28 protein-coding genes are annotated in these 25,255 nt (G+C 64.0%); 22 read left to right on the top strand and 6 right to left on the bottom strand.

The features are described 5' to 3' along the window. Both QCE58_RS30945 and prpB read right to left on the bottom strand, forming a co-directional pair. On the bottom strand, positions 1-289 hold a 289-nt coding region (locus QCE58_RS30945; protein ID WP_309780689.1), incomplete at its 3' end, for a citrate/2-methylcitrate synthase. A gap of 23 nt (positions 290-312) precedes the next feature. Beyond that, on the bottom strand, positions 313-1,209 hold the full coding sequence (gene prpB / locus QCE58_RS30940; protein WP_250522654.1) for a methylisocitrate lyase: 897 nt from the start codon (positions 1,207-1,209) through the stop codon (positions 313-315). 183 nt (positions 1,210-1,392) lie between these two features. Here prpB and prpR point away from each other — a divergent pair, with 183 nt between their 5' ends. The 17 genes from prpR (at position 1,393) to QCE58_RS30855 (ending at position 18,666) form a co-directional block, all read left to right on the top strand. Further along, positions 1,393-3,333, top strand: coding sequence for a propionate catabolism operon regulatory protein PrpR (gene prpR, locus QCE58_RS30935; protein ID WP_250522655.1), 1,941 nt, complete (start codon positions 1,393-1,395; stop codon positions 3,331-3,333). 76 nt (positions 3,334-3,409) lie between these two features. Beyond that, positions 3,410-3,550, top strand: a complete 141-nt coding sequence (locus QCE58_RS30930) for a hypothetical protein (RefSeq protein ID WP_167561871.1) — start codon at positions 3,410-3,412, stop codon at positions 3,548-3,550. 290 nt (positions 3,551-3,840) lie between these two features. Further along, complete coding sequence (locus QCE58_RS30925) at positions 3,841-4,134, top strand: GYD domain-containing protein (protein WP_008345865.1); 294 nt, start codon at positions 3,841-3,843, stop codon at positions 4,132-4,134. 134 nt (positions 4,135-4,268) lie between these two features. Continuing rightward, a complete protein-coding gene (locus QCE58_RS30920) occupies positions 4,269-4,580 on the top strand; it encodes a hypothetical protein (RefSeq protein ID WP_250437809.1) in 312 nt (103 codons plus the stop codon). A 284-nt stretch (positions 4,581-4,864) separates the two neighbouring features. Further along, positions 4,865-5,908 carry an NAD(P)-dependent alcohol dehydrogenase gene (locus tag QCE58_RS30915; RefSeq protein WP_250522656.1) on the top strand — a complete coding sequence of 348 codons (1,044 nt, stop codon included), beginning with the start codon at positions 4,865-4,867 and terminating at the stop codon, positions 5,906-5,908. A gap of 59 nt (positions 5,909-5,967) precedes the next feature. Next, a complete protein-coding gene (locus tag QCE58_RS30910) occupies positions 5,968-6,285 on the top strand; it encodes a hypothetical protein (RefSeq protein ID WP_008345862.1) in 318 nt (105 codons plus the stop codon). Further along, positions 6,282-7,382 (top strand): WD40 repeat domain-containing protein, encoded by a 1,101-nt coding sequence (locus tag QCE58_RS30905; protein WP_250522657.1) that lies wholly within the window; start codon positions 6,282-6,284, stop codon positions 7,380-7,382. Before QCE58_RS30910 ends, QCE58_RS30905 begins: the two co-directional genes overlap by 4 nt. Before the next feature lie 19 nt (positions 7,383-7,401). Next, entirely contained in the window at positions 7,402-7,593 is a 192-nt protein-coding gene (locus QCE58_RS30900; RefSeq protein ID WP_008345859.1) for a hypothetical protein, read from the top strand. A gap of 173 nt (positions 7,594-7,766) precedes the next feature. Further along, on the top strand, positions 7,767-9,437 hold the full coding sequence (locus QCE58_RS30895) for an aromatic/alkene/methane monooxygenase hydroxylase/oxygenase subunit alpha (protein ID WP_008345857.1): 1,671 nt from the start codon (positions 7,767-7,769) through the stop codon (positions 9,435-9,437). Positions 9,438-9,457: 20 nt separating this feature from the next. Next, positions 9,458-10,504, top strand: a complete 1,047-nt coding sequence (locus QCE58_RS30890) for an NADH:ubiquinone reductase (Na(+)-transporting) subunit F (RefSeq protein WP_175982208.1) — start codon at positions 9,458-9,460, stop codon at positions 10,502-10,504. Positions 10,505-10,548: 44 nt separating this feature from the next. Then, positions 10,549-11,634, top strand: a complete 1,086-nt coding sequence (locus QCE58_RS30885) for an aromatic/alkene monooxygenase hydroxylase subunit beta (RefSeq protein ID WP_008345854.1) — start codon at positions 10,549-10,551, stop codon at positions 11,632-11,634. A gap of 24 nt (positions 11,635-11,658) precedes the next feature. Further along, a complete protein-coding gene (locus QCE58_RS30880; RefSeq protein ID WP_008345851.1) occupies positions 11,659-12,012 on the top strand; it encodes an MmoB/DmpM family protein in 354 nt (117 codons plus the stop codon). Between the two features lie 49 nt (positions 12,013-12,061). Beyond that, entirely contained in the window at positions 12,062-13,087 is a 1,026-nt protein-coding gene (locus tag QCE58_RS30875) for an amidohydrolase family protein (RefSeq protein ID WP_008345850.1), read from the top strand. Continuing rightward, on the top strand, positions 13,084-13,857 hold the full coding sequence (locus QCE58_RS30870) for a metal-sulfur cluster assembly factor (protein WP_250522658.1): 774 nt from the start codon (positions 13,084-13,086) through the stop codon (positions 13,855-13,857). The genes QCE58_RS30875 and QCE58_RS30870 overlap by 4 nt, the downstream gene beginning before the upstream one ends. Positions 13,858-13,885: 28 nt before the next feature. Continuing rightward, complete coding sequence (locus tag QCE58_RS30865; RefSeq protein ID WP_250522659.1) at positions 13,886-15,523, top strand: molecular chaperone GroEL; 1,638 nt, start codon at positions 13,886-13,888, stop codon at positions 15,521-15,523. A gap of 207 nt (positions 15,524-15,730) precedes the next feature. After that, positions 15,731-17,779, top strand: coding sequence for a sigma-54-dependent Fis family transcriptional regulator (locus QCE58_RS30860; protein WP_175982205.1), 2,049 nt, complete (start codon positions 15,731-15,733; stop codon positions 17,777-17,779). Positions 17,780-17,973: 194 nt separating this feature from the next. Then, positions 17,974-18,666 (top strand): lysozyme inhibitor LprI family protein, encoded by a 693-nt coding sequence (locus tag QCE58_RS30855; protein ID WP_175982204.1) that lies wholly within the window; start codon positions 17,974-17,976, stop codon positions 18,664-18,666. A gap of 54 nt (positions 18,667-18,720) precedes the next feature. On the opposite strand, the gene QCE58_RS30850 is transcribed toward QCE58_RS30855, so the two are convergent. Continuing rightward, complete coding sequence (locus tag QCE58_RS30850) at positions 18,721-18,966, bottom strand: hypothetical protein (RefSeq protein ID WP_250522660.1); 246 nt, start codon at positions 18,964-18,966, stop codon at positions 18,721-18,723. Positions 18,967-19,108: 142 nt separating this feature from the next. On the opposite strand from QCE58_RS30850, the gene QCE58_RS30845 reads away from it, so the two are divergent. Together QCE58_RS30845 and QCE58_RS30840 are read left to right on the top strand one after the other, a co-directional pair. Beyond that, entirely contained in the window at positions 19,109-20,470 is a 1,362-nt protein-coding gene (locus QCE58_RS30845; protein WP_175982203.1) for an MFS transporter, read from the top strand. A gap of 104 nt (positions 20,471-20,574) precedes the next feature. Continuing rightward, positions 20,575-21,045, top strand: coding sequence for a ribonuclease (locus tag QCE58_RS30840; protein WP_250459648.1), 471 nt, complete (start codon positions 20,575-20,577; stop codon positions 21,043-21,045). 30 nt (positions 21,046-21,075) lie between these two features. On the opposite strand, the gene QCE58_RS30835 is transcribed toward QCE58_RS30840, so the two are convergent. Together QCE58_RS30835 and QCE58_RS30830 are read right to left on the bottom strand one after the other, a co-directional pair. Next, positions 21,076-21,600: a phasin family protein gene (locus QCE58_RS30835; protein WP_250442174.1), complete on the bottom strand. Its 525-nt coding sequence runs from the start codon at positions 21,598-21,600 to the stop codon at positions 21,076-21,078. A gap of 236 nt (positions 21,601-21,836) precedes the next feature. Then, a complete protein-coding gene (locus QCE58_RS30830; protein WP_008345831.1) occupies positions 21,837-22,025 on the bottom strand; it encodes a hypothetical protein in 189 nt (62 codons plus the stop codon). Between the two features lie 189 nt (positions 22,026-22,214). Here QCE58_RS30830 and QCE58_RS30825 point away from each other — a divergent pair, with 189 nt between their 5' ends. Further along, a complete protein-coding gene (locus QCE58_RS30825; protein WP_008345829.1) occupies positions 22,215-22,676 on the top strand; it encodes a GNAT family N-acetyltransferase in 462 nt (153 codons plus the stop codon). Between the two features lie 21 nt (positions 22,677-22,697). Next, positions 22,698-22,961: a DUF2934 domain-containing protein gene (locus QCE58_RS30820; protein ID WP_008345827.1), complete on the top strand. Its 264-nt coding sequence runs from the start codon at positions 22,698-22,700 to the stop codon at positions 22,959-22,961. Between the two features lie 21 nt (positions 22,962-22,982). On the opposite strand, the gene QCE58_RS30815 is transcribed toward QCE58_RS30820, so the two are convergent. Then, complete coding sequence (locus QCE58_RS30815) at positions 22,983-24,656, bottom strand: NRAMP family divalent metal transporter (protein ID WP_250522661.1); 1,674 nt, start codon at positions 24,654-24,656, stop codon at positions 22,983-22,985. Positions 24,657-24,952: 296 nt separating this feature from the next. Between QCE58_RS30815 and QCE58_RS30810 the strand changes: the two genes are divergently transcribed. Further along, positions 24,953-25,231, top strand: coding sequence for a hypothetical protein (locus tag QCE58_RS30810; protein WP_175982198.1), 279 nt, complete (start codon positions 24,953-24,955; stop codon positions 25,229-25,231). The last annotated feature ends 24 nt before the right edge of the window (positions 25,232-25,255 follow it).

Raw genomic sequence — 25,255 nt, 5'->3', positions numbered from 1 at the left:
GCGCGGCTTTGAGATTCGCGGGCAGGCCGCGCAACGCCTTCAGCTTCGTCTTGTATGCCTTCAGTTCGGCGGCGTTCGGCAGCTTGCCGTGCACGAGCAGATGCGCGATCTCTTCGAACTCGGACGTCGTCGCGACATCGAGAATGTCGTAGCCGCGATAGTGCAAGTCGTTTCCCGTCTTGCCGACGGTGCACAGCGCGGTATTGCCCGCCGTCACGCCCGACAGCGCGACGGATTTCTTCGGCTTGAATGCGCCCGCGCTTGCGGTGCTGTTGTCTGCTTCGCTCATGAATTTGTCTCCTGAAACAAGGGTTATTTCTTCGCTGCGAACAATTGGTCGAGCTTGTCTTCGTAGGCGTGATAGCCGAGGTATTTGTACAGGTCGGCGCGCGTCTGCATCGTTTCGACGGCGGCCTTTTGCGTGCCGTCGCGCTTCACCGTCTCGTAGAAGTTCAAGGCCGCTGCGTTCATCGCGCGATACGCGCCGCAACAATACAACGCGATGTCGACGTTCGCATCCTTCAGTTCATCGACGGTGAAGAGCGGCGTCGAGCCGAACTCGGTCAGATTCGCGAGGATCGGCACGCGCACCGCAGCCTTGAAGCGGCGATAGTCATCGAGCGATTTCATCGCTTCGGGGAAGATCATGTCCGCGCCCGCTTCGACATACGCGACGGCGCGCTCGATCGCCGCGTCGATGCCTTCGGCGGCGGCCGCATCGGTGCGCGCCATGATGACGAACGAATCGTCGGTGCGCGCATCGACGGCGGCTTTCACGCGATCGACCATTTCGCCGGTCGGCACGACTTCCTTGCCCGGACGATGCCCGCAACGCTTCTGTCCGACCTGATCTTCGATATGTACCGCCGCCACGCCCGCCTTGATGAACGAGCGGATCGTGCGCGCGATGTTGAATGCGCCGCCCCAGCCGGTGTCGATATCGACCATCAGCGGCAGCGACGAGGCGTCGGTGATGCGGCGCGCGTCGATCAGCACGTCTTCCATCGTGCTGATGCCGAGGTCGGGCATGCCGAGCGAATTCGCGGCCACGCCGCCGCCCGACAGATAGAGCGCCTTGAACCCGACGGCTTCGGCCATCTTCGCGGCGTAAGCGGTGATCGCGCCGACGACCTGCAGCGGCGATTCCTCGCGGACGGCCTGGCGGAACCGCGCGCCGGCGGTCTGTGCGGTCTGGATTTCGGAACTCACGTTTGTCTCCTGAAAAAGTGCTGCATATAAAAGCAACTACCTTGCCAGCTGGCGATATTTTTCTAACTCGTTGATTTTTATGAGTTTGGACGTTTTGGCTCCCAGCGCTTGATTTCAGGCCTGAAATTTCTTGTTTCGAAACTGAAATCCGTATCGCATACTGGATTTTTTGCGCAGACGATCATGCAAACGGAAACCGCGTCGCGCCCGCGCATCTGGGCGGTCGGCATCAGCCGGCTAAGGGATTTGTTCATCGATCTCGTCGACACCTACGCCGATCGCGCCGAACTCGATGTCGTGGCGCTCGGCTTCGAGGATGCCGCGAACAGCATCGAATCGGCGCGCGACGGCCGGCCGGATGTCGTCGTGGCGGGCGGCTCGAACGGCGCTTATCTGAAGAGCCGCGTGTCGGTGCCGGTCGTCGTCATCAGTCCGACCGGCTTCGACGTGATGCATGCGCTCACGAAGGCGCGGCGCGAGGGCGCGAGCGTCGCGCTCGTCACGCACGGCGACACGCCCGCGGAAATTCGCCGCTTCCTCGCCGTGTATGGCATCGACGTGATTTGCGCGTCCTATCGCTCGGCGCAGGACGCCGAAAACCTCGTGCTCGATCTGCGTGATCGCGGCGTCGATGTGGTCGTCGGCCCCGGCCTCGTCGCGGATCTGGCGGCGGACGCGGGCATGAGCGCGGTGTTTCTGTATTCGCGCACGTCGGTCGTCGCCGCGTTCGAGACGGCGATCGAAGTCGCGCAGGCGATGCGCCGCGAAGTCGCGCGGCGCAATCGGCTCGACAACCTGTTGCAGCATCTTCGCGATGGCGTCGTCGCCGTCGATGCGCTCGGCCGCATCGAAGCGATCAATCGGCGGCTCGCCGCCGCGCTCGGCATCGCGGATGCGTCGCGCGCCGTCGGACAGGCGTTGCTCGATGTCGCGCCCGAACTCGACGGCGTGCTGCCTTCCGCCGACGGCGACGTGTTCGGCGCGGTGCGCGGCGTGAGCTACGCGATCCATCGCGGACCGCTCGCAAGCGATGGCGCGTCGGGCGGCACGATCTTCACCTTCCAGGAATCGCGCGCGGTCGAGCGGCTCGACCGGACGCTGCGCTCGCGGCAGGGCGCGCAGGAATTCGTCGCGCGTTATCGGCTGGAGGATGTCGTCGGCGAATCGGAGTCGATCGAGCGCGTGCGTTCGCTCGTGCGCCGCTACGCGAAATCCGACGCCACCGTGCTGATTCTCGGCGAAAGCGGCACGGGCAAGGAGATGGTCGCGCAGAGCATGCATCGGCTGAGCCGCCGCAAGGACTTTCCGTTCGTCGCGATGAACTGCGGCGCGTTTCCCGAAGCCCTGCTCGAAAGCGAGCTTTTCGGTTACGAGGAGGGCGCGTTCACCGGCGCGCGCAAGGGCGGCAAGGCGGGGCTGATCGAGGCGGCGCATCGCGGCACCTTGTTTCTCGATGAAATCGGCGAGATGCCGCCGTCGCTGCAAAGCCGGCTGCTGCGCGTGCTGCAGGAGCGCGAAGTGATACGGCTCGGATCGACGGAGCCGACGCGCGTCGATATTCGCGTGATCGCGGCGACGCATCGCACGCTCGCGCAAGGCGTCGCCGATGGTTCGTTTCGCGCCGATCTTTTTTATCGCATCAATATTCTGAGCATCGCGTTGCCGCCATTACGCGCACGTTCCAGCGACGTCCTGCTGCTGGCGACCGCGCTGCTGACACAGGCCGCGCGGCGCGACAAGGCGCTTGCGTCGCGCGTGCCCGATCGCGAAGCGGCGGCGCGCGTGCTCGCGCCGCTGGAAGATGCGCTGTGCCGATATCCGTGGCCGGGCAATGTTCGCGAGTTGCAGAACATCGTCGAGCGTATCGCGGTGGAGTTATCGGATCGGGATGCGCCCGTTGCACTCGCGCTCGACGAACTGGAAGCGATCGCGCCCGAACTGTTCGAGGACAAGTCCGACGCAAACGCGGACCGCTCGCTGCGCGATCTCAGCCGATCGGTGGAAGCCGATCAGGTCCGCGCATCGCTGGCTGCGTTCGGCGGCGATCGCGATGCCGTCTGCAAGGCGCTCGGCATCAGCAAGACGACGTTGTGGCGAAGGCTCAACGCGAAGCCGAAAAGCTGACGAGCCGCGTAAATGTGTCCGTAAGCTCGCGCTGCTAGCATCTCCTCTCTTTCCCAATCCAGAACCTAACGAACTCATGAAAAAGGCTGTCATTGCTGTGTTTGCCGCTGGTGCGGCATTTTTTTCCGTCGCTCCGGCTTTCGCCGCTTCGCACAATCACCATCAGGTTTGCCACAAGGTCAAAGTGCATCATCACTGGGAACGCCACTGCAAGTAAGCGCGTTTCGCAGCCGAAGGCGATGAGCCCCGTTCGCATCTTCCGACGGGGCTTTTTTTCGTCTCGCGACGCCGCGATCGCGCCGTGAAAGCGCGCTGTTAACAGTCGCCGTCGCCTATACTTTTTTCGCAGTCAATCGATATCCATACTGCGGCTTTCCCGAACGGAAGCGCTGTTGCTCATGCGCGATTGCCGCCTTGTCCTGCTTCCTCTCTGCCTCTTTATGCACGCAAAGAAAACGCGGCGCGTCAATACGTGCGGCCGCTTCACTTTCATTCGATGAGGACACCATGGCTACCTACATCATGCTGCTGAATTGGACCGATCAGGGCGTGCGTACCGCGAAGGACACGGTCGATCGCGCGCGCGCATTTCGCGAAGCGAGCAAGGCGATGGGCGCGACCATCGGCGCACTGCACTGGACGCTTGGCGCATACGATCTCGTTACATCGTTCGATGCACCCGACGATGAAACCGCGACGCGCCTCGGCCTCGCGCTCGGCGCACTCGGCAACGTCCGATCGACGACGATGCGCGCGTTCGGCGAAAGCGAGATGGAACGCATCGTCGGGGGATTGAAGTGAATCGGATAACTTAATGACGCATCGACCTCTGCATTTGGTGTGCCCGGGCGCGGCACGGTCATTGCGCAACTCATGATCGAGCAGACGGAAACGCCTGCGTCCTAATTTCCAGTCCGATCAAGGAGGGACGGATCATGAACAAGGCAATTGGCACACTCATCGCGGCTGTAGCCGCGGCGGCACTGTCGAGCGGCGTTTATGCGCAGACGGCGGGAGGATCGAGCGGCTCGACGGGCAGCACCGCCAGCCCGGCGAATCAGGTGAACGGCGCGACAGGCGGATATGGCACGCCGGGCACCACCCATTCCGGCAGCGGCATGGCCGCCAAGCCCAATAGCGGCTTGCCGAGCAGCACGAACAGCACGACGAAGTCCGACGCGCCCGCGCCGAAGAGCAACAACACGCTGGCAACGCCGAGCGTCGTATCGCCGGCAGCCGGCCAATAACGCCGTATGAAAGACGGCGACCCATGCATCGGGTCGCCGGGCGTTGTGCGCTGCAATGCGTAGCAGGCGGATGTCGCAAGTTGCGACATCCGCATGGACAGGACTTCGGCAGGGTGTCCGATTTTGCGACAAACCCTGCCGATGCCGTCGTCACAGAACGCGAAGGCCATCCACGCAGGCTCACGCGATGCCCCCGCTCGCATCGCGATTGGCGTGGTCCTTGCTCTTATCCCGGCGCATCGCTTCAGGCGAAGCATCGACGATAACGAACAAGGAGACATCACGTGAAGGCTGCCGTGCTGCATGAGTACGACGAAACGTTGTCCCGCGACGAATTCGTCCGCTATCAAGACGTCCCCACTCCCGAAATCTCGCGGCCCGACGATGTGATCGTCCGGATCGGCGGCGCGGGTGTGTGCCGGACCGATCTGCATATCGTCGAAGGCATCTGGCGCAGCAAGGTCGATATCGCGCTGCCCTACATCATGGGCCACGAGAACGCCGGCTGGGTCGAGGCGGTCGGGCGGGGCGTCGAAAGCGTCAAGGTGGGCGATCCGGTCATCTGCCATCCGCTCGTCACGAGCGGCCACTGTCTCGCGTGCCGGCGCGGCGACGACATGCACGCGACCGAAAGCCGTTTTCCCGGCATCAACGCGAACGGCGGCTATGCCGAATATCTCGCGACCGGCGAACGTTCGCTGATCCGCCTGCCGTCCACGCTCGCGCCGAAGGACGTCGCGCCGTACACCGACGCGGGCCTCACTGCCTATCGCGCCGCGAAGAAGGCATCGCGTCATCTTTTGCCGGGGCAGTTCGCCGTCGTGATCGGCGCGGGCGGTCTGGGTCACATCGGCATTCAGGTGCTGAACGCGCTGTGCGCGGCGGAGATCATCGTCGTCGACCGATCGGAGACCGCCCTCGCGCTCGCGAAGGAATGCGGTGCGCATCATACGGTTCAGGGCGGCGACGACGCCGTCGAGCGCGTGCTCGAACTCACGCAAGGCAACGGCGCGGAAGCCGTGATCGATTTCGTCGGCGAAGGCAACGCGATCGCGCAAGGCCTCGGGATGACGCGCAACGCGGGCTTCTATTACATCGTCGGCTACGGCGGAAAGATCGACATTCCGACGATCGACATGATCACGAGCGAAAAGACCATCGTCGGCAATCTGGTCGGCACGTATCCGGAACTCGTCGAGCTGATGGCGCTGGCCGATCGCGGACTCGTCCATCTCGCGACGCGCGAGTATCGACTGAGCGAGGCGAATCAGGCGCTGCGCGACCTGCATCACGGCAAGGTGAAGGGACGCGCGGTCCTCATTCCGTAACGACCGGCCGGCCTCGCGACAGACGAGGCCCGCAAGCCAGGCTTTCAGCGGAGAACGCCATGACTGCGCAGGGCCAACCCACGCCCATATCGGAGCGCGTGCGGCTCGTGATCGAGCTCACGTGGATCAATTCGGAGCATCTGCGAAGCAAGAGCCGTTTCGCGGGCGTCGAAATCGAACTCGAAAGCGCGCTGGCCGCGAGCCGGCCCGAAGCGCGCACGTCGCTGCAATTGTTGCGCATCGAAATGCTGCGCGATCAGCTTTGGGAAGCGGACCGGGCGCTGAGCGCGCTGGAGGAAGAGCGCGCGCGTCTGGAGGCGGCGCTCGCGAACGCGGAGGCGGCGACGCGCACCGCGCATGGCCGCGATCCGCGATGAACGTAAGCGCGCCCACGCCGCTCGTCGAGCTGCTCGGCGCGTGCTGGACGGCGCACGCGAGCGTGACGGCGGCGACGTGGAATGTAGGCGGCACTCACGCGGGCTTCACGCTCGGCGATGGAACGCTCGTGCTCGCGTCGGGCGAATGGGAAGGCGGTCCGCAACTCAAGGCGCACGAGACGCGCGGCGTCGAGTTGATCAAGGCCACCGCGCCGCCGCCGCCGCTCGCGCGCTTTGCGATCCACGATGGCGCGAGCCTCGGGCTCGCCGCCGATGCCGATGGCGGCTTTCTGAGCGCGGGCGATGACGGCAGGCTCGTGCAGATGGACATCGATGGCAATGTGCGCCAGCTCATAGCGCAGCACGGCCGACGAATCGATCACGTCGCCGTTTCGCGCTCGGGCGTGCGCGCGTATGCGAGCGGCGCGCTGGTGCGGCTCATCGGCGCGATGGAAAGCGAGTTGACGCTGCCCGCTTCATCGACCGCGCTGATGTTCGCGCCCACCGCGCAGCGACTCGCCATCGCTCACGCGGGCGGCGTCACGCTGTGGGATACGCGCGCCGCGACGTCGCGGCTCTTTGCGTGCGCCGGATCGCCGCGCGCGATCGCGTGGAGTCCCGATGCCCGGTATCTCGTCGCGGACACGGAAGGCAACGCGCTGCACGGCTGGCGTCTTCCCGATGGCGACGATATCGAACTCGGCGGCTATGCGCTGCAGCCCGGCTCGCTGTCGTTCTCGGCGGACGGCCGCGTGCTCGTCACGAGCGGCGGACCGCGCGCGGTGTGCTGGCGCTTCGATCCGCCCGATGCGGATGATCGTCCGCGCGAATGCGGCGTCGCGGGCAGCGCGCCGGTGAGTGTCGTCGCGTGTCATCCGTCGTTGTCGCTGATCGCGGTCGGTTATCGAAGCGGCGCGGTGCTGTTGTGCCAGCCCGGCGGCGCGGACGTGCTGTTCGTCCGGGCCAACGGCGGCGCGGCGATATCCGCGCTTGCGTGGGCGCCCGACGGCGGGCGTCTCGCCTATGGCACCGAAGCCGGCGAGATCGCGCTCGTGTATTTGCCGCACGCGTTATTCCGCATTTCAGGTTCGCATTAGACGCTCGAGGGAGACGGAGATGACGACCGATGCATCCACGAAGGAAGCGTTTTTCGAGCGGCTCGGCGCGCTGTCCGACGACATGATCGCCGCGCATGGCCGCGACTTCGCGATGGGCGCGCTGATACTCGCCGCGCGTTTCATCGCACAAGGTCAGCCGGTCGCGGATGCGGCGAATGCAAGCGCGAGCAAGATCATCGTCGACCATTGAGTGATGTCGCAATTCGGGACACCGTAAGAAATTCGATCGTCGCGTTCCACGACACAAGCGCATCGAAAACCCATGAAAAACGGCGTATTCGCGGATGGCACGCTTGTCGCTCTTCAAGCTGCCGTGCCGATGCAAACGGCGCAATCGCCCTGTAACCGGACAAGGAGAGCTCGATGTCAGAAGCATTAACGCTCAACAAGATCACATCCCAGCGAGGCATCAGTATCGGCGAGGCGGCAAAACGCGTCGCCGATCTCGGCTGGACACCCAGTTACGTTCAGGAAGCGATGACCTTCCCGACGGACTACAAGATCAGCAAGGCGCCGCGCGATCCGATGAAGCAGGTGCTGCGCTCGTATTTCCCGATGCAGGAGGAAAAGGACAACCGCGTCTACGGCGCGCTCGATGCCGCGCTGCGCGGCGACATGTTCCGCAATGTCGAACCGCGCTGGGTCGAATGGATGAAGCTGTTCCTCGCGATCATCCCGTTCCCGGAAATCTCGGCCGCGCGCTCGATGGCGATGCTGGGCCGTCTCGCGCCCGGCGAAGAACTGCGCACGGGCTTCACGATGCAGATGGTCGACGAGTTCCGCCACTCGACGATCCAGATGAATCTGAAGAAGTGGTACATGGAGAACTACATCGATCCGGCGGGTTTCGACATCACCGAAGCCGCGTTCGGCAAGTGCTATGCGACGACCATCGGACGTCAGTTCGCTGAAGGCTTCCTCACCGGCGACGCCGTGACGGCCGCCAACGTGTTCCTGCAAGTGGTCGCGGAAACGGCGTTCACGAATACGCTGTTCGTCGCGATGCCGTCGGAAGCCGCGCGCAACGGCGACTACGCGCTGCCGACGGTGTTCCTTTCCGTGCAATCGGATGAGAGCCGTCACATCGGCAACGGCCATTCGCTGATGATGTCGGTCATCAACGACCCCGACAATCATCTGCTGCTCGAACGCGATCTGCGTTACGCGTTCTGGCAGAACCACGCGATCGTCGATGCGGCTATCGGCACGTTCATCGAATACGGCACGACGGACCGCGACAAGAAGAAAGAGTCGTATGCGGAGCTGTGGCATCGGTGGATCTACGAAGATTATTACCGCACCTACATGCTGCCGCTCGAAAAGTACGGCATCAAGATTCATCACGACGATGTCGCCGCCGCGTGGGATCGCCTCGTCAAGAAGAACTACGTGCACAAGGTCGCGCAGTTCTTCTCGGTCGGCTGGCCGGTGAACTTCTGGCGCATCGAGGCGCAGACCGAGAAAGACTTCGAGTGGTTCGAGCACAAGTATCCCGGCTGGTATGCGGAGTTCGGCGAGTACTGGAAGTGGTACGCGAAGAAGAGCGTGCCCGGCCAGACCAACATGCTGTTCGATCAGGAGAACGGCTACGTGTATCCGCATCGCTGCTGGAGCTGCCTCGTGCCGTGCCTGATTCGCGAGGACTTCTGCGTCGATGAAGTCGACGGCAAGCTCTACACGTATTGCTCGGAGTTATGCCGATGGACGCACAAGGTCGCGTTCGCGTCGGAATACGAAGGCCGCCCGACGCCCGCGATGGGCCGTTTCAGCGGGCGCCGCGAATGGGAAGAGGTCTATCACGGCTGGGACCTCGCGGATTGCATCAAGGATCTCGGCTTCGTGCGCAGCGACGGCAAGACGCTCGTGCCTCAACCGCATCTGCGTTTCGACAACCGCGACATGTGGACGCTCGATGATGTGCGCGGCCACACGATCCAAAGCCCGATCGTGCTGATACGAGAGATGACGCCGGAGCAGCGCGAGAAGCACATCGCGGAGTATCGCGCGGGCTTCACGATCAATCCGTGCAATTGACCGATGCGAGGGAGGCGCGTATGAGCGGCGATGAGTCTGTGACGCACACGGTCCGCTTCGAGCCGGTCGGTGTGGAGATGTCGGTCGAGGAAGGCGAAACCGTGCTGGAAGCGGCGTTCCGTCAAGGCATCGCCGTCATGCACGGATGCAAGGAAGGGCAGTGCAGCAGTTGCAAGTCGTTGCTGGTCGAAGGCGACGTAGAGATGAAGAAGTATTCGACCTTCGCGCTGCCCGACTACGAGAAGGAATCGGGTCACGTCTTGCTTTGCAGGACGCTGGCCTACAGCGATCTCACCGTCGAACTGCTCAACTACGACGAAGACCTGATGCGCCGCTCCATACCCGTCGCCGAATACGACGCGACCGTCACGAGCATCGCCGCGCTCACGCACGACATCAGGCTGCTCGAAGTGGAACTGAGCCGTCCGTTGCGTTACTGGGCGGGGCAGTACGTCGATCTGACGCTGCCATCGGCGGGCATCACGCGCTCTTTCTCGATGGCCAATCCGCCCGATGGCGAACGGCGCCTCTCCTTCATCATCAAGAAGTACCCGAACGGCGCGTTCTCGTCGCGGCTCGACGAAGGTCTCAAGCCCGGCGACCGGATGATCGCGAAAGGTCCGTACGGCACCTGCTTTCGACGCGAGGATCAGCCCGGCCCGATGGTTCTCGTCGGCGGCGGATCGGGGATGTCGCCGCTGTGGTCGATCTTGCAGGACCACGTCGCGAGCGGCGAAGAGCGGCCCGTGCGCTTCTTCTACGGCGCGCGCACGCGCCGCGATCTGTTCTATCTCGACGAGTTCGCGGACTTCGCTGACAAGCTGCCGGACTTCCGCTTCATACCGGCGCTCTCGAACGCCGAACCCGCCGACGAGTGGACGGGCGAGACGGGCTTCATCCACGAAGTCGTGAGCCGCACGTTGCGCGACGAAGCGCTCGCGGGCGATATCGATGCCTACACGTGCGGTCCCACGGCGATGATCGACGCCGTGATCCCGGTGCTGCAAATGGCCGGCGTAGAACCGGAACGGCTGTATTTCGACAAGTTCACGCAGGCGGTCCGATGACGGCCCGTCGCCCTGATATTCGCTGATCGGAAAGGAGACATGACATGAGTACGTCGACGGAGCAGTCATCGCCGCTTAAGTCGGGCGCTGCGGGCGCGGCGCAGTTCGTGGGCTGGGACAGCCGCAAGTACAACTATTTCGAACCGAAAGGACGCAAGGCAAGCCATTACGAAGACATGACCGTCGACGTGCAGCCAGACCCGAAGCGCTATCTCATTCAGGACTGGATACTGCAATTCGCCGACGGCACGCCGACCTATTCCGAAACGTGGACCGCCGCGCAATGCTCGGACTGGCACACGTTCCGCGCGGTCGATGAAGAATGGGAGCGCACGCACTATCAGCGCCAGTCGACCATCGTCGGAATGATTACGAACGCGATCGGCAATGCGCGGCGCTCGGGCGCGGTCAAGCGCTTCGACAAAGCCTGGGTGAAGGTGCTCGAACATCATCTCGGCGCGTACAAGCACGCGGAATTCGGGCTCGGCACGGCGACCATGCACGCGCAGCGCTACGGCTACACGCAGATGATCAACAGCGCGATCCTGACCAATGCATCGTACAAACTGCGCTTCGCTCAGGACTTGACGTTGTATCTCGGCGAGATCGCGCTCGATCTGCCGGGCTTCGATCTCGATGCGGGCAAGGAGCACTGGCTCAACGATCCGATGTGGCAGGGCACGCGCCGCGCGATCGAAACCATCGGCGGCGCGACCGATTACCTCGAAAAGTATTTCGCGGTGAACGTCGTGTTCGAGCCGCTCGTCGGCGATCTCTTTCGCAGCGGCTTCATCATGCAAGTGGCTGCCGCGCAGAACGACTTCGTGACGCCGACCGTGGTATCCGCCGCCGAAGGCGACTACGAGCGCAATCTCGCCAACGCGGTCGAGCTGTTCCACATGCTTGCCAACGATCCCGCGCATGGCGATGCGAACCGCGCGCTCTTCGGCGCATGGCTCGACAAGCATGGCGCGCTCGCCGCCGATGCCGCGAAGCATCTTCAGCCGATCTGGTCCATTCCGCACGCGAAAGCCGCGCAATACACCGACGCCCTGAGCAGTTCGGTCGAGCGCGCGCAACTGATCGCGAAGGAAGTCGGCATTCCGTTTTCGCTCTCCATTCAAGCCTGAATCCACCGCGAACAGGAGCCGCTCATGTCAGTGCATACCGACAACATCTTCAAGCCGATCAAGGATCTTCGCTTCGATCAGACCATCTCGCATCAATGCGGCGTCACGATGAACGACAGCGTCGAGGCGCGCGCGATTGCGGAACTGATGGCGACGAAGCCGGGCATCACCGTGACGTATCTGCCCGCGATGATCCGCATCGACGGGCAGGGAAAGATCGAGTTCAAGATGGGCGAAATCAGCGACGTGCTGGGCCGCGAGATGACGCCACATCTGTTCGAGATATCGACATCGACGCATTACGGACGGATGGTGATGATCGACGACGATACCGTCGTGCTGTTCGGCAACATGGAAGACGCAATGGCCTACGAATGAAAACGTTCGCGGGTGCGCCCGCGAGCGACAACCCCACGGAGACAGCAACATGTTCAGAACCCAGGACGGCGAGGACATTTTCATCATCGACGGGCACGTTCATCTTTGGGACGGCAGCAAGGCGAACGTGAAGAACGTGCATGGCCAGCAGTTCATCGACTGCTTCTATGCGTATCACAAGAACCTGAGCCCGAAGGAATACCTGTGGCCGAAGGAAAAGTTCGACCAGTACGGCGAAGCGGTCATGTATGAAGACCTTTTCGTCACCGGTTACGACGACATGGCGATCTGCCAGCCGACCTATCTGACCGACTTCTACAAGAACGGCTTCAATACCACCGAAGCGAACTATGTGGTGAAGAAGAAGTATCCGCATCGGTTCATCGTGAACGGCGCGTTCGATCCGCGTGACGGCGAAGCGGGGCTCGAACGTCTCGAGGAGCTGGCGCAGTTGTACAAGATTCAGGGCGTGAAGCTCTACACGGCCGAATGGCGCGGCGACAGCAAGGGCTACAAGCTCTCCGATCCGGGCGCGTACCGGTTTCTCGAACGCTGCGAGAAGCTCGGGATCAGGAACATTCACGTTCATAAAGGACCGACGATCCTGCCGCTCAATCGCGATGCGTTCGATGTCGCCGATATCGACGACGTGGCGACGAGCTTCCAGAACCTGAACTTCATCGTCGAGCATTGCGGCTTGCCGCGTCTCGATGACTTCTGCTGGATCGCCACGCAGGAGACGAACGTGTATGGCGGCCTCGCGGTCGTGCTGCCGTTCATCCACACGCGGCCGGAATACTTCGCGCATGTGATTTCGGAGCTGCTGTTCTGGATCGGCGAGGACCGCATTCTCTACGGCAGCGATTACGCGATCTGGTCGCCGAAGTGGCTCATCGACAAGTTCATGGCGTTCGAGTTGCCCGAATCGGTCGCGAAGGAAACGGGCGCGAAGCTGTCGCTGGAGGCGAAGAAGAAAATCCTCGGGCTGAATGCGGCGCGTCTGTACGGCATCGATATCGAGGCGCAGAAGAAGCTGCTCGAACAGACGCCGCAAAGCGCGGTCGCGCACGCATGAGCGCCGCGAGCGCGGTGAGCGAACCGGCGGCGCAAGTGTGGGAGCGGCTCGCATCCGTCATCGATCCGGAACTCGACGAGTCGGTGACGGAGCTCGGCTTCGTCACGTCCGTCGATGTCGATGCCGATGGCGGCGTGAGCGTCGCCTTCCGGCTTCCGACGTACTGGTGCGCCGCCAATTTCGCGTATCTGATGGCGGCGGACATGCGCGCGGCGATCGCGGATCTGCCGTGGGTGACGGGCATCGGCATGACGCTCGACGAGCACATGTACGCCAACGAGATCAATCGCGGCATGGCGCAGAACCTGTCGTTCCGGCAGGCATTCGGCGATGCCGCGAACGACGATCTCGACGCGGTGCGGCAGACATTTCTCGTCAAGGCGTTTCAGCGCAGGCAGGCGGCGTTGCTCGCGCATCTGCTGGCGAGCGGGCGCGAAGCGGAGGCGCTCGTGCGGCTCACCATCGGCGAGCTTGCATCGCTTGCCGACGAGCCGGAACGCGCGCATCTGATCTCGCGTTACATGGAACGGCGTCACGTATGCGGCGGCGCGATGGACGAAGCGCGGCCCGCGTTCATCGACATGCACGGCGCGCCGCTCGATCCCGCGACGCTCGGCGCGTATCTGCGCGAGTTGCGGCGCGTGGGCGTCAACGCCGAGTTCAACAGCGCGCTATGCCGCGGTCTTCTTGCGGCGCGTTACGACGATGTCGAAGAGAAGCCGGTTCGCTTCTATCCGCGAACGCGCGATGCATCGACGATACGGACATAAATCGAAAGACAGGAGACAGGAGCACACGATGCCGAACATCATGTTGCATGACGAAGAAGCGCGCGCGGCGCTCGGCCGGGGCGTGGGCAAGCTCGCGCGGGCGGTGCGCGGAACGCTCGGGCCGAAGGGCATGAACGCGATCATCGACCGGCCGATCGGCTCGCCGATCATCTCGCGCGACGGCGTGAGCATCGCGAGCGAGATCGAGCTGGAAGATCCGTTCGAGAACATCGGCGCGCAGGTCGTGCGGGAAGTGTCGAAGCAGACGAACGACGTCGCCGGCGACGGCACGACGACCGCCACCGTGCTCGCCGATGCGCTCGTGCAGCAGGGCCTCGAATGTCTCGCGGACGGCGCGAATCCGGTCGAACTCGTGCAGGGCCTCGAAGCCGCGGTGTACGAAACGATCGACGCGCTCAAGCGTTCCGCGACGCCGCTTTCCGGACCGGAAGAAGTGCGCGCGGTCGCCGTGGTGGCCGCCAACGACGAATTTACCGGCGGTCTCGTCGCCGAGGCGCTGGAGCGCGTGGGCGCTGACGGCATCGTCGATGTCGAATACGGCTCGACCGTCGAGACGCGGCTCGAAGTGGTGGAAGGCATGGCGTTCGACCGCGGCTATCTTTCGCATCACATGGTGACGGACATCGAGCGCATGCAGGTCGTGCTCGACAATCCGCTCATTCTCATGACGGATCAGCGCCTGCAAAGCCAGAACGACATCGCCGCGATTCTCGCGCTCGCGAACGAGCACAAGCGCGCGCTCTTCATCATCGCGGAGGAAGTCGCGCCCGCGTGCGTCGTCACGCTGCTCGCCAATCGCGACAACGGAGGCTTCGGCGTCGCGGCGATTCATCCGCCCGAATACGGCCACTGGCGGCGCGCGATGCTCGAAGACATCGCGATCGTCACCGGCGGGCGCGTCATCGCGCGCGATCTCGGCGGCCGGCTCGACGCCATCGACATGCGCGACTTCGGCAGCGCGCGCCAGGTGCGCGTGTCGTCGAATCAGACGATCATCACGGCGGGCGCGGGCGATCCCGCCGCCGTATCGGCGCGACGCCAGCAGGTCGCGCGGCAATATGACATGGCGCCGGAGAACGTCGAGCGCGACAAGTTCGAAGTGCGCCTCGCGAAGCTCTCGGGCGGCACCGCGATGATCCTCGCGGGCGGAGCGACGCCCGTCGAGCAGAAGCGCCGGCTTCATCTGATCGAGGATTCCATCAACGCGGCGCGCGCAGCGATTGCCGAAGGCGTGGTGCCGGGCGGCGGCACGGCGCTGCTGCGGGCATCGGCGCAACTCGACGGATTGATCGCGCGAAGCCACGGCGCCGCGCAACTCGGCGCGATGCTGCTCAAGCGCGCGCTCGCGAAGCCGTTGTTCTCGATCGCGTCGAATTGCGGACTGGACGGCGCGTCGATCGTCGCGCAGGTGGCGAAGGCGGATCGCGCGACCGGACTGGACGCGCGCACCGGCGAGATCGCCGATCTGGCCGCGCGCGGGATCATCGATCCCGTGAAGGTGAGTTACAGCGCCGTGCGCAACGCGGCCTCCGTCGCCGCGCTGATCCTGACGACGCAGACGCTCATCGCGAAGAAGCCCGACATCACCGATCCGACGGCGGGCCCGGCGCTCGGCGCGGGCGCGGAGCTGCTCGGCCGCAAGTAGCGCGCGCTGCTGCGCTGCGACACAGCGCGCGCCGCCAACGGGGGCGTTTTCCCCGAGAGGACGAGAGACGCACGAGGTCTATACTCAGCGGACTGTGCTGCGCAATCGCCGGGCCAAGCCGGCGAATCCCGATGCAGCAGCCCCCGCGAGTCGCGCCGACGCCCGCCGCAAGAGCGGGCCGCGCTCCACCTCGCACGGAGGAGACACATGACGAGGCGCCTCATCGGTATGCCGGCTGGCGGCGGTCGCGCGAGCGACCCCTTCGTCGCCGGGTGGACGCGGCCCGACGCAAGCGCCGCCGATCACTCCGACACCGACACCATGCTCGCCTGGGAGCGTTTTCTCGCAGGCGAGATCAGCACGGCCGCGCCGACCGAACTGATCGCATCATGGAAACGAAGTCTGCAATCGGGCGTGAATCCGACCTCGGGCGCAGCGCCGTTCGCCGTGCATGGCGATGCGATCAACACGCTGCGCTGGCGGCATCGCGAACTGCTCGCGGCGTCCGACCGGCTTTTCACGGCCACCGCCGATCTCTTCGCGGATTCGTATTCGATCCTTCTCTTGACCAACGCCGACGGCGTGATTCTCAAGGCGGCCGGCGATCTGCGCACGCTCGACGCCGGCGAAAAGATCCATCTGATGACGGGCGGCGACTGGCGCGAGGCATCGGCCGGGACCAACGGAATCGGCACGGCGCTCGCCACGCGTCAGCCGACTTACGTGCACGGCTCCGAGCACTTCTGCGAAGGCATCAAGGCATGGAGCTGCGCCGCCGCGCCGATCTGCGAACCGGGGACCGGCGCGGTGCTCGGCGTGCTGGACATATCGGGGCCGCCATCGACGTATCAGATCAACAATCTGACGCTCGCCGTCACCGCCGCGCGCCAGATCGAAATGGTGCTCGCGGAGCAGGTGGCGCGCGAGCACATGCGTCTGCTGGCGTTCTGCTTGCAGCGGCTTTCCTCGACGGATGCCGCCGGGCTCATCGCCATCGACCGGCACGGACGGCTCGTGCACACGACGGCGCGCATCGCGCTGCCGGTCAATCCGGGCGAGCGCTTTCCCGGCATGGGCGAGCATTTCCCCGTCGAGGACTGGGCCAATCATCTGCCGCAAGGACTGCGGCCCGAGTGGTTCAATCCGGTCGTCGCGGACGGCGAAGCGATCGGCGCGATGCTGATCGTGCCGCAGCCTTCCGGCCTCTCGAATGCGTCGCGTCTTGCGGGCGGCGCGCGCCGCGTCGGGCCGCAAGTGCAGCCGCGCGGCGAAGCCGACCCGCAACGCAACCGCTTTGAGCAGATCATCTGCCAGAGCGCGGCGATGCAGCGCGCGATCGAACGCGGACGGCAGCTTGCGCGACGGCGCGTGCCGGTGCTGATCGAAGGCGAAACGGGCGTCGGCAAGGAGCTGTTCGCGCGCGCGATCCACGGCGAGGAATCCGACGAAGGACCGTTCGTCGCCTACAACTGCGGGGCGGCGTCGAAGGAACTGATCGGCGCGGAACTCTTCGGCCACGTGCGCGGCGCTTATACGGGCGCGACGGCGGAAGGACGTCCCGGACGATTCGAACTCGCGCATGGCGGAACGCTGTGCCTCGACGAGATCGGCGAATTGCCGCTGGAACTGCAGCCGGTGTTGTTGCGCGTGCTCGAAGAAGGGGTGATCTATCGGCTCGGCGATACGCAGGCGCGTCGCGTGGATGTGCGCCTGCTCGCCATGACGAATCGCAATTTGCGCGAGGAAGTCGAGTGCGGGCGATTCAGGGCGGACCTTTACTATCGCGTCGGCGTCACGCGGATTCGCATTCCGGGCCTGCGCGAGCGCGATGGCGACGTCGATCTGCTGATCGATCACTTCAACCGCTCGCTCGCGCTGCGTCACGGCGTGCCGGCGCGGCAGTTTCCCGACATCGTGATGGAAGTGCTGCGCGCCTATTCGTGGCCGGGCAACGTGCGCGAGTTGCGCAACGTGGTCGAGAACCTGTTGCTGACATCGAATGACGAGCGCGTCGCGCTGGTCGAGCTGCCGCCGGAAGTGCTCGATGAATCGCCGACCGTGCGTGACACGGTCATGTCGAACGCGACGCCCGGCGCGGGCAGCCTCGAGGAAACCGAGCGCTTCGCGATCGCGCGTGCGTTGCGGCATGCGCAGGGCAACATGGCGCAGGCGGCGCGCGCCCTAGGCGTGTCGCGCAGCACGCTGTATCGCAAGATGGAGCAGTATCGGCTTGCGGTCGACGAAAAGCGTTCGTAGCGCAAGCCGTTCTCGGATATCGCCAGCGCGCCGCGCCCTTACCGCAGCGAATAAAAAGTAACACCCGGTAAGGTTTGACGCGAAGTGTGCATTCATCGGGCATTCGATCTGTCGAGGCATGCCATATCGTTCGATACGGCGACTCAATCCGCCGACGCCCAATGAACGAACACATCTCTGAGAACGAACCAAACATGAATACACGAAAGAAGCTGCACAGCCCATCCATCGACTTGCGGCGCTGCGCGCGTCTCGTTGCGTGCGTGATGTTGACGTCGCTCGGCGCGATGACTGCATCGCATGCCGCGAGCTTTCGCTGTCCGCATGACGCGTCCGCGTCGGAGCGGCTCGTCTGTGCGGACCCGGAACTTTCATCGCTCGACGATAAGCTGGCCGCCGTTTTCCGCGAGGCGCACGACGCGACGACCGACGCGACCGCGCTCGATGCGGATCGCGTGGCGCAATGGCAATGGCGTCAGCGCAACTGCAAGGACAAGGCGTGCGTGACCGACTGGTACACGCGCCGCATCTCCGAGCTGCAAGCGGACGTCGCGCACGGAAAGAAGCAGACTGCCGAGCACATCAAGTACGGCATCGCCGAACAGCGGCTTGCGCCGTCGGCGGAAGCGGCCGTGCTTCGGATGAAAGGGCTTGACGGCGGGAAGGATGAACCGGCCGGCGCTGAATCGAAGACATCGGCCGATGTCGAAAAGAAGAGCGCCGTCGTCGGACAGGTGAACGTCGAACGGCTTCGCGCGGCGTCATCCGCACACTACGAGACCGCTGCTGCCGCTCCGTTGATGAACGCGAACATCACGCACAATCCCGCGCTTTCGACGCCATGCAAGAGCGACTGCGCGCAGCGGCAAGTGCGTATCGCTTTCTAGTTTCGGCTTGATCCGGTGAAGGGCGACGTGGAGGAACGCGTCGCCCCGAGCGCGTCAGCAGGCCAGCGCGCAGTAGATTCCGCCGAGCGTGCCCGCCGCGCCCAGACCCATTCCCAAAGCGATGTTTCCTACGGTGGTGGCGCATCCGCCGAGCATGAAGGCGAGCAGCAACGCGATGAGGGAAGTAATGAGTTTGCGCATGATGTAGCGATTCGGTTTGCGGTAGGCGGGAGAGATGTCTTCGACGTGCGGCATACGAGGCACGAGGCCGGAGCCGATCGTAGCAACGGCCAGTCGCATCCATTGCGCGGAAAAGACGTGGAAGCAGCGCGGCTCTTACCAACTATTTCGTGTTCCGCATTGACCGATGACCGCACCGCTGGCGGATAGGAGCCGTCGGCTTCTGTCATCATGGAGTCGCTTAGGCGAATCCAGGGGTGTCATGTCAGATCTCGAGCATGAGAACGAAATCCGCGAAAATGCGATGCACGAACGCGCCGCGAGCGAGGAGCACGACGAATCGGCGGTCGGCCGCACCGGCCCGCTGAACGAAGCGGCGCTCCTCGGGCGCAAGACGCCGCCGTGGCCGGATTCCGCGGCGGCCAATCCCGGTCAGCACGCGCCCGCCGGCAAGCCCGGCACGATGCGCGCATTGGCCGGTCTGCTGTTCGGCCTCGCGCTGCTCGTCGCGGGGAACGGCCTGTTTCAGACGCTGATTCCCTTGCGCATCCTTCAGTCGGGCTATTCGACGTTCGTCACGGGGCTGATCCAGTCGAGCTATTACGCCGGATTCATATTGGGCGCGGTCGTCAATCGGCGGCTGATCGATCGCATCGGTCAGCATCGGACGTTCGTCGCGTTCTCGGCGGCGGCGTCGATTCTCGCGCTCGCTTTCGGCGCGGCGCAGTCGCCCTGGGTGCTGGGCGGCGTGCGCCTTCTCACGGGCGTCGCGTTCATGGGCTTGTACACGTCCGTCGAAAGCTGGCTCAACGGCACCGTCGACAACGAGAAGCGCGGCCAGGTATTCGGTCTGTACGCGGCGATCAACTATCTGGCAGTGGGAAGCGGCCAGTTCCTGCTGAATGTGGGCGCGGGGTCCGGCGCGCAGCAGTTCTCGATCAGCGCGGCGCTCTTTGCGGCGGCGGTGTTGCCGGTCACGTTGATGGAAGGCTGGCCGGTGAAAGTGAACGATGCGAATCTCGATCGCGTGCCCGCGCGAAGCTGGGGAGAGAGCCTTCGCGAAATGATGGCCGTGGCGCCGCTCGGCGTGCCGGGCTGCATACTGACCGGCTTCATCTACAGCAACTTCTATGCGCTGATGCCCGTCTATCTGCAACGCTCGGGCTTCACGACGGAGGAACTCGCGACGTTCATGGGCGTTGCGCTGATCGGCGCTTTGCTGCCGCAGTTCCCGATGGGACGGCTGTCTGATCGCATCGACCGGCGGCGTCTGGTTCTATGGACCTCGTTGACATCGGCGGTGTTGAGCCTCGTGCTGTTCTGCCTGGATTTTCGCATCGTCACATGGTGCGCGACGCTGGCTTATGTCGCCGTGACGTTCACGCAATACGGGCTGATCGTGTCGCATGTGCAGGACCGCACGGAGTCGCATCTGCGCGTTGCAGTGTCGGCGATGCTGCTCGTGCTCTTTTCTCTCGGCGGCATGACGGGACCGACGCTGGCATCCGCGTTGATGACGCTCATCGGGCCGAGCGGACTGTTTCTCTTCAATGCGCTGTCGTGCGTATTGCTGGCGCTGAGTGCAAGGCACGCGCTTAGGCTATCCGCGCGGGCGGCCGGATGAAGCTCCCGTTATTTCCGCCCGGTCGTTGCTTCGCTCAGTCATAAACGATAACCTTGATTCGTTCGTGATCCGTCGAATGCTGGTCAACCGGAGACAACCGTCCCGTGAAGCGAGCCTGGTGTTTCTCCTGCATCGTCGCGTTGAGCGCGGTCGTCGGCGGTTGCAACAAGGACGGATCGCAAAAAGCCGCATCGGAAGCGGGTGCATCCGCGAGTCAGGCGGCGAGTCAGCCCGCGTCGGCCGCGAGCGGCGCGGCAGCGGCATCGGGCGCGCAGCCGCACGGCGCGCTCGCTGCCATCGCCCGCGCGCAGTTGCCCGCAGAAGCCGCCGAAACGCTCCGTCTGATCAAAGCGGGCGGCCCGTTCCCTTTCAGCGAGGACGGCGTCCTGTTCCGCAACAGCGCGACCTTGCTGCCTGAACATCCGCGCGGCTATTACCGTGCATACACGGTTCGCACGCCGGGTTCGGCGGATCGCGGGCAGCGCCGGATCGTATGTGGCGGGCCGCGCAAGCAGACCCGCGACTGTTACTACACCGACGATTACTACTCGAGTTTCAAGCGCATCACCGAGTAATCGAAGACGTAGTCCAATGCGCCCGTTCGATCAAACCGAACGCTTCGCCGTGGCGCGCGAGGTCTTCGCGACTTCGCCGCTCGCATCCAGCACGGCGCCGCCCGTTTCGCGCGCGGCGTCATTCGTCGCATCGGCCAGATTCGTGATGAGCTCGCCGGACGATTGCGCCGCCGTCTGCGCGTCATCGGCGGCGGCGTTCGCCATGTCGCCGAACTTGATGCCATTGCGCTCGTACTGATTGCGCACTTCGCTCAGGATGTCGTCCTGCGTCGATGTGATGATCGACAGCACATGCTGGCCATACGATGCGGCCTTCTGAGGAAACTGCGCCAGCATGACCGATTGCCATCCGAGGACGTCGCCGGCGCCGGCTTCATCGCCTGCGCGCAGAAGCGCATTGCTTTCGTCGATGACCGTGCGAACCGTCTGCACGTTCAGTTCACCGAGCGCCTGCATGCCGCTTGCGAAGCGCCCCGTCATGTTGAGGAATGCCTGCAAATTGGCGCGCGCCAGCGACGGAACCTGATACGCGAAATAACCGGGATACTGAAACATTGACCGCTCCTTTTCAAAGTCGAATGTAAATCGGTAAAAGGAAATGCGGCGGCCGGACGCGGGCGATTCCGCGCGTTCCTGCACGCGCGGAGTCGATGGGTTTGTACGTTGCGTCTGACCGGCTGACCACGATATGACAGTTACGTGCATATCCGATGAAAATACGGCGAGAAACGCCGATGCCATGCAGCCGTATTTCCCGTCTCAGACGTGAGCGATGCGCGGTGGTTCCCGCTTCAGCCAGTCGCGCAGCGGATCTGGTCCAGCGGGAAGCCGAGTTCGTTGGCGGCGTCTTCGAGGTCGCTCAATGCCTGGCCGAAGACTTCGCCGATTTCTTCCGTGCCGACGAATAACTTTCCCGACCATATGTGTCCCTGCGATGGCGGAATGGCCAGTAGCGTGATCTTGTCGTTGTCGTCGTGCATCGCGGTTTCTCGTGACGCGTGAGAGGAGAAGGCCTTGGTCGATAGCAGATGCATTATCGATCCGGCTGTGGGCCGAAAACTTAGCGGTCGGTCGTCCGTAACCCGTCCTTATGGAACACGACGCGTCGATGCTTTCGCGGAATGCTCGTTGCTGAAAGGAGCACGAGACTTCATTCATCCGAGGCAAGCATGGACGACTCCCAAACCGTCTATATCGGCAGCGAAGATCCGGACTCGCTCGACGCGCGCATTCTGTGCGACGAACGCTCGGCCTATCACGCGGCGCTGACGGGCGAAAGCGGGCAGCAGTGCGTGGCCGATGACGATCTGCGGAGCATCCGCGCGCGCTACGTGGTGGCGCGCAACGCGATGGGCGAAGCAATGGGATGCGGCGCGATCCGGCGGCAGAGCTATCACGCCGCCGAACTGATGCGGCTCTACGTTCGCCCGCAGTATCGCGGGCTGGAAGCGATCATCCTGTCGTATCTCGAAGAGGAAGCGCGTCTGCTCGGCTATCACACCGTCTGCGTCGTGACGACGCCGGGCGAGTCGAATGCATCGCGCTTTTGCGAAGCCAGCGGGTATCGCCGCACGCCGGCCGATGAGCGCGGCGCCGTGTGCTTCGAAAAAACGCTGCTCGATTCCGTCTGACTTTCAAAAGATGCATGCGGCATGCCGGTTGCTTTGCCGGTGAGCGCACATGCGCAACGCAAGCGCGAGCGGCGTAAATCGCGCAACCGGGAGGGAATCGTGGACGAACAGAAAGAGCAGGACCGCATCCGTCGACGTGCGTATGAGATCTGGGAGCGCGAAGGCAGTCCGGATGGTCGCGCCGAAGAGTTCTGGCAACAGGCGCAGGCGTCGATCGAAGCAGAGGACGGGCCGGATCAGTCCGGGCGCGAAGCCGAGGCACACGGCGACGCGACGATCAAGTAGCGTCGTGTCGCAAGCGCGCGCTCATTTCAGCAACGTCATCTGCAGCACCTTGAAGATCACGAGCCCGACGGCGATCACCAGATAGCCGCGCAGCACGCCCATCCAGATGCGCGTGGCGAGTGTCATTTTCTGCGGGGCGAGCGTGTCGAGCGGCGGCATGCGCCATGTGTCGCGTTGCGCGCGATCGACTCTCGTGTGCGTTGCTTGCGCCGTCTTCGTGGTCTGTGCAAAGGCGCCCACGCGACGCAGCAGCACGCTCGCCGCGAAGCCGGCGATCGCCAGAACGGTGCCGCCGGCGAGCACGCCGATGATCGTCTCGCCGCTGATGTCCGGATACATCACGGCGGCCGTCAGGATGATCGACAGCATCACGAGCACCCAGATGACCGAGCCCGTGAACAGGTTCAGCTTCTTCGAGTTGACCCACGGACCCAGCACGGCGCGGTCGTTGCAAAGCAGCAGCAGGAACACGGTCGCGCTCGGCAGCAGTACGCCCGCGAGCGTCTGCACGGCTTCGGTCAGCAGGCCGAGCGGGCTGCCCGGAATCAGCACGATCGCGGCCGCGAGCGCGACGACGCCGAAGTAGACCAGATAAAAGCCCTTCGCGTCGGTCACGCCGCGATGCAGCGAGTGCCGGATCTTGAAGACGTCGCCGATGGCGTACGCGGTCGACAGCGACACGGCCGCCGCGCCGATGATGCTCGCGTCGAGCAGCGCGACCGCGAACAGCGTCGCGCTCGTGCGGCCCGCGTACTTTTCGAGGCCGGCGATGACGCCGCCGGCATCGGTGAAGCTGCCGAACTCGGGATGCCCGGCGAACAGCGCCGCGGTGAAGCTCATCATCGCGACCGAGCCGATCAGCACGAACGCAATGCCGATCCACAAATCGGCCTTCTCGTACTTCATGAAGCGCGGCGTGATGCGCTTGTCGATCACGTAGCTCTGCTGGAAAAAGAGCTGCCACGGCGCGACCGTCGTGCCGACGATGCCGATCACGAGCAGCATCACGTCCGACAGCTTCGCGTGCGTGGGCCAGTTGGGCACGAGAAAATCGCGCGTCATCTGCGACACCGGCGGATGAATCGCGACGAGCACCGGCACGAGCACGAGGCTCAGCACGCATAGCACGACCGCGAAGCGCTCGAAGCGGCGGAAGTCGCCGGTGCTGACGGCGGCCATCGTCAGCGCGGCCGCGACGCAGACGCCCGCGACCTTGGGCAGCCCGAAAAAATCGAGCACGAACGTGATGCCGATGAACTCGGTGACGATCGTCAGCGCGTTGAGCAGGAACAGATCGATGACGCTGAAGGCGCCCCAGAACTTGCCGAAGCGCTGGAAGATCAGCCGCGCATGGCCGACGCCCGTCACTGCGCCCAGACGCAGCACCATCTCCTGATTCACGTACAGCACGGGCACGAGCAGCAGCATGGTCCAGAGCAAGCTCGTGCCGTAGTTCTGGCCCGCCTGCGTGTAGGTGCCGAACGCGCCTGCATCGTTGTCGCCGACCATCACGATGAGGCCCGGCCCGAGTATCGCGAGAAGCGTGCGCAAACGCGCCCGCCAAGACCCGCGCGGCGCCGTGTCGTGATGCGCGATGGAGCCGAAGGCGCCGCGAATATCGCCGACGTGCGCATCGTCGAGCACGGCGCTGCGTGGCGGGACGCCCGGTGGAGAGACGTTGGTTGGCGTGGACATGATGCACCCCGTGGCAAATATTGTTTATCTGACTTGACCGCCGTCCGGCCCGCGGATGACCGCATGCGCGCGCTTGGCGACAGGCGCGCGCGCACGGCCGACTGCGAGGCGGCGGCAGAACCAGACGGCGGACGCACGGCGGCATCACGCCATCTGGGGCGGATCGAGGTGCACGTTTGAGTGACTGCGAAGTACTACGGCGCGCACCGCTTGCCTGGGTGACAAACGGCGGCGTTGAAAAGGCGCGGACGTGAGTCGCTCAGGCGGAAATTTCGTTCGAAGGTCGACTACTGCAAGTGTCCAAGGCATTCGCCCAATCGTTGAAGATTGTGGATTTTATGGACCGCTTCAAAACCGCGTCAAGCGATGAATGTCCGTTGCGCGAAAATAATTCCGGCTCGCGTGGCGCTGAAATGTTTGCCCTTGAAGGCACGCGCGCGAACCTTTCAACGCGCGGCGTCGCCGTGCATACGAAGCGCGGACTTCAAAAACCTCAGGCGCGTTTCGTTTATTCGGTGGATCGCACGCACGAGGCGCGCGACGGATGCGGATCGGGACGGAGGATCGTATGGTGACGGACATTTCGTTGCGCGGCGCTG

The organism is Caballeronia sp. LZ028, assembly GCF_031451415.1.
GTDB lineage: Bacteria > Pseudomonadota > Gammaproteobacteria > Burkholderiales > Burkholderiaceae > Caballeronia > Caballeronia zhejiangensis.
The sequence above is the reverse complement of the archived record's forward strand: the minus strand, read 5'-3'. Positions and strand labels throughout refer to the sequence as shown.

Coding starts and splice junctions, on each gene's coding strand:
- prpR (WP_250522655.1), top strand. CDS start 1,393: ATGCAAACGGAAACCGCGTCGCGCCCGCGCATCTGGGCGGTCGGCATC.
- QCE58_RS30930 (WP_167561871.1), top strand. CDS start 3,410: ATGAAAAAGGCTGTCATTGCTGTGTTTGCCGCTGGTGCGGCATTTTTT.
- QCE58_RS30925 (WP_008345865.1), top strand. CDS start 3,841: ATGGCTACCTACATCATGCTGCTGAATTGGACCGATCAGGGCGTGCGT.
- QCE58_RS30920 (WP_250437809.1), top strand. CDS start 4,269: ATGAACAAGGCAATTGGCACACTCATCGCGGCTGTAGCCGCGGCGGCA.
- QCE58_RS30910 (WP_008345862.1), top strand. CDS start 5,968: ATGACTGCGCAGGGCCAACCCACGCCCATATCGGAGCGCGTGCGGCTC.
- QCE58_RS30905 (WP_250522657.1), top strand. CDS start 6,282: ATGAACGTAAGCGCGCCCACGCCGCTCGTCGAGCTGCTCGGCGCGTGC.
- QCE58_RS30900 (WP_008345859.1), top strand. CDS start 7,402: ATGACGACCGATGCATCCACGAAGGAAGCGTTTTTCGAGCGGCTCGGC.
- QCE58_RS30895 (WP_008345857.1), top strand. CDS start 7,767: ATGTCAGAAGCATTAACGCTCAACAAGATCACATCCCAGCGAGGCATC.
- QCE58_RS30890 (WP_175982208.1), top strand. CDS start 9,458: ATGAGCGGCGATGAGTCTGTGACGCACACGGTCCGCTTCGAGCCGGTC.
- QCE58_RS30885 (WP_008345854.1), top strand. CDS start 10,549: ATGAGTACGTCGACGGAGCAGTCATCGCCGCTTAAGTCGGGCGCTGCG.
- QCE58_RS30880 (WP_008345851.1), top strand. CDS start 11,659: ATGTCAGTGCATACCGACAACATCTTCAAGCCGATCAAGGATCTTCGC.
- QCE58_RS30875 (WP_008345850.1), top strand. CDS start 12,062: ATGTTCAGAACCCAGGACGGCGAGGACATTTTCATCATCGACGGGCAC.
- QCE58_RS30870 (WP_250522658.1), top strand. CDS start 13,084: ATGAGCGCCGCGAGCGCGGTGAGCGAACCGGCGGCGCAAGTGTGGGAG.
- QCE58_RS30865 (WP_250522659.1), top strand. CDS start 13,886: ATGCCGAACATCATGTTGCATGACGAAGAAGCGCGCGCGGCGCTCGGC.
- QCE58_RS30860 (WP_175982205.1), top strand. CDS start 15,731: ATGACGAGGCGCCTCATCGGTATGCCGGCTGGCGGCGGTCGCGCGAGC.
- QCE58_RS30855 (WP_175982204.1), top strand. CDS start 17,974: ATGAATACACGAAAGAAGCTGCACAGCCCATCCATCGACTTGCGGCGC.
- QCE58_RS30850 (WP_250522660.1), bottom strand. CDS start 18,966: ATGCGACTGGCCGTTGCTACGATCGGCTCCGGCCTCGTGCCTCGTATG.
- QCE58_RS30845 (WP_175982203.1), top strand. CDS start 19,109: ATGTCAGATCTCGAGCATGAGAACGAAATCCGCGAAAATGCGATGCAC.
- QCE58_RS30835 (WP_250442174.1), bottom strand. CDS start 21,600: ATGTTTCAGTATCCCGGTTATTTCGCGTATCAGGTTCCGTCGCTGGCG.
- QCE58_RS30830 (WP_008345831.1), bottom strand. CDS start 22,025: ATGCACGACGACAACGACAAGATCACGCTACTGGCCATTCCGCCATCG.
- QCE58_RS30825 (WP_008345829.1), top strand. CDS start 22,215: ATGGACGACTCCCAAACCGTCTATATCGGCAGCGAAGATCCGGACTCG.
- QCE58_RS30820 (WP_008345827.1), top strand. CDS start 22,698: ATGCCGGTTGCTTTGCCGGTGAGCGCACATGCGCAACGCAAGCGCGAG.
- QCE58_RS30815 (WP_250522661.1), bottom strand. CDS start 24,656: ATGTCCACGCCAACCAACGTCTCTCCACCGGGCGTCCCGCCACGCAGC.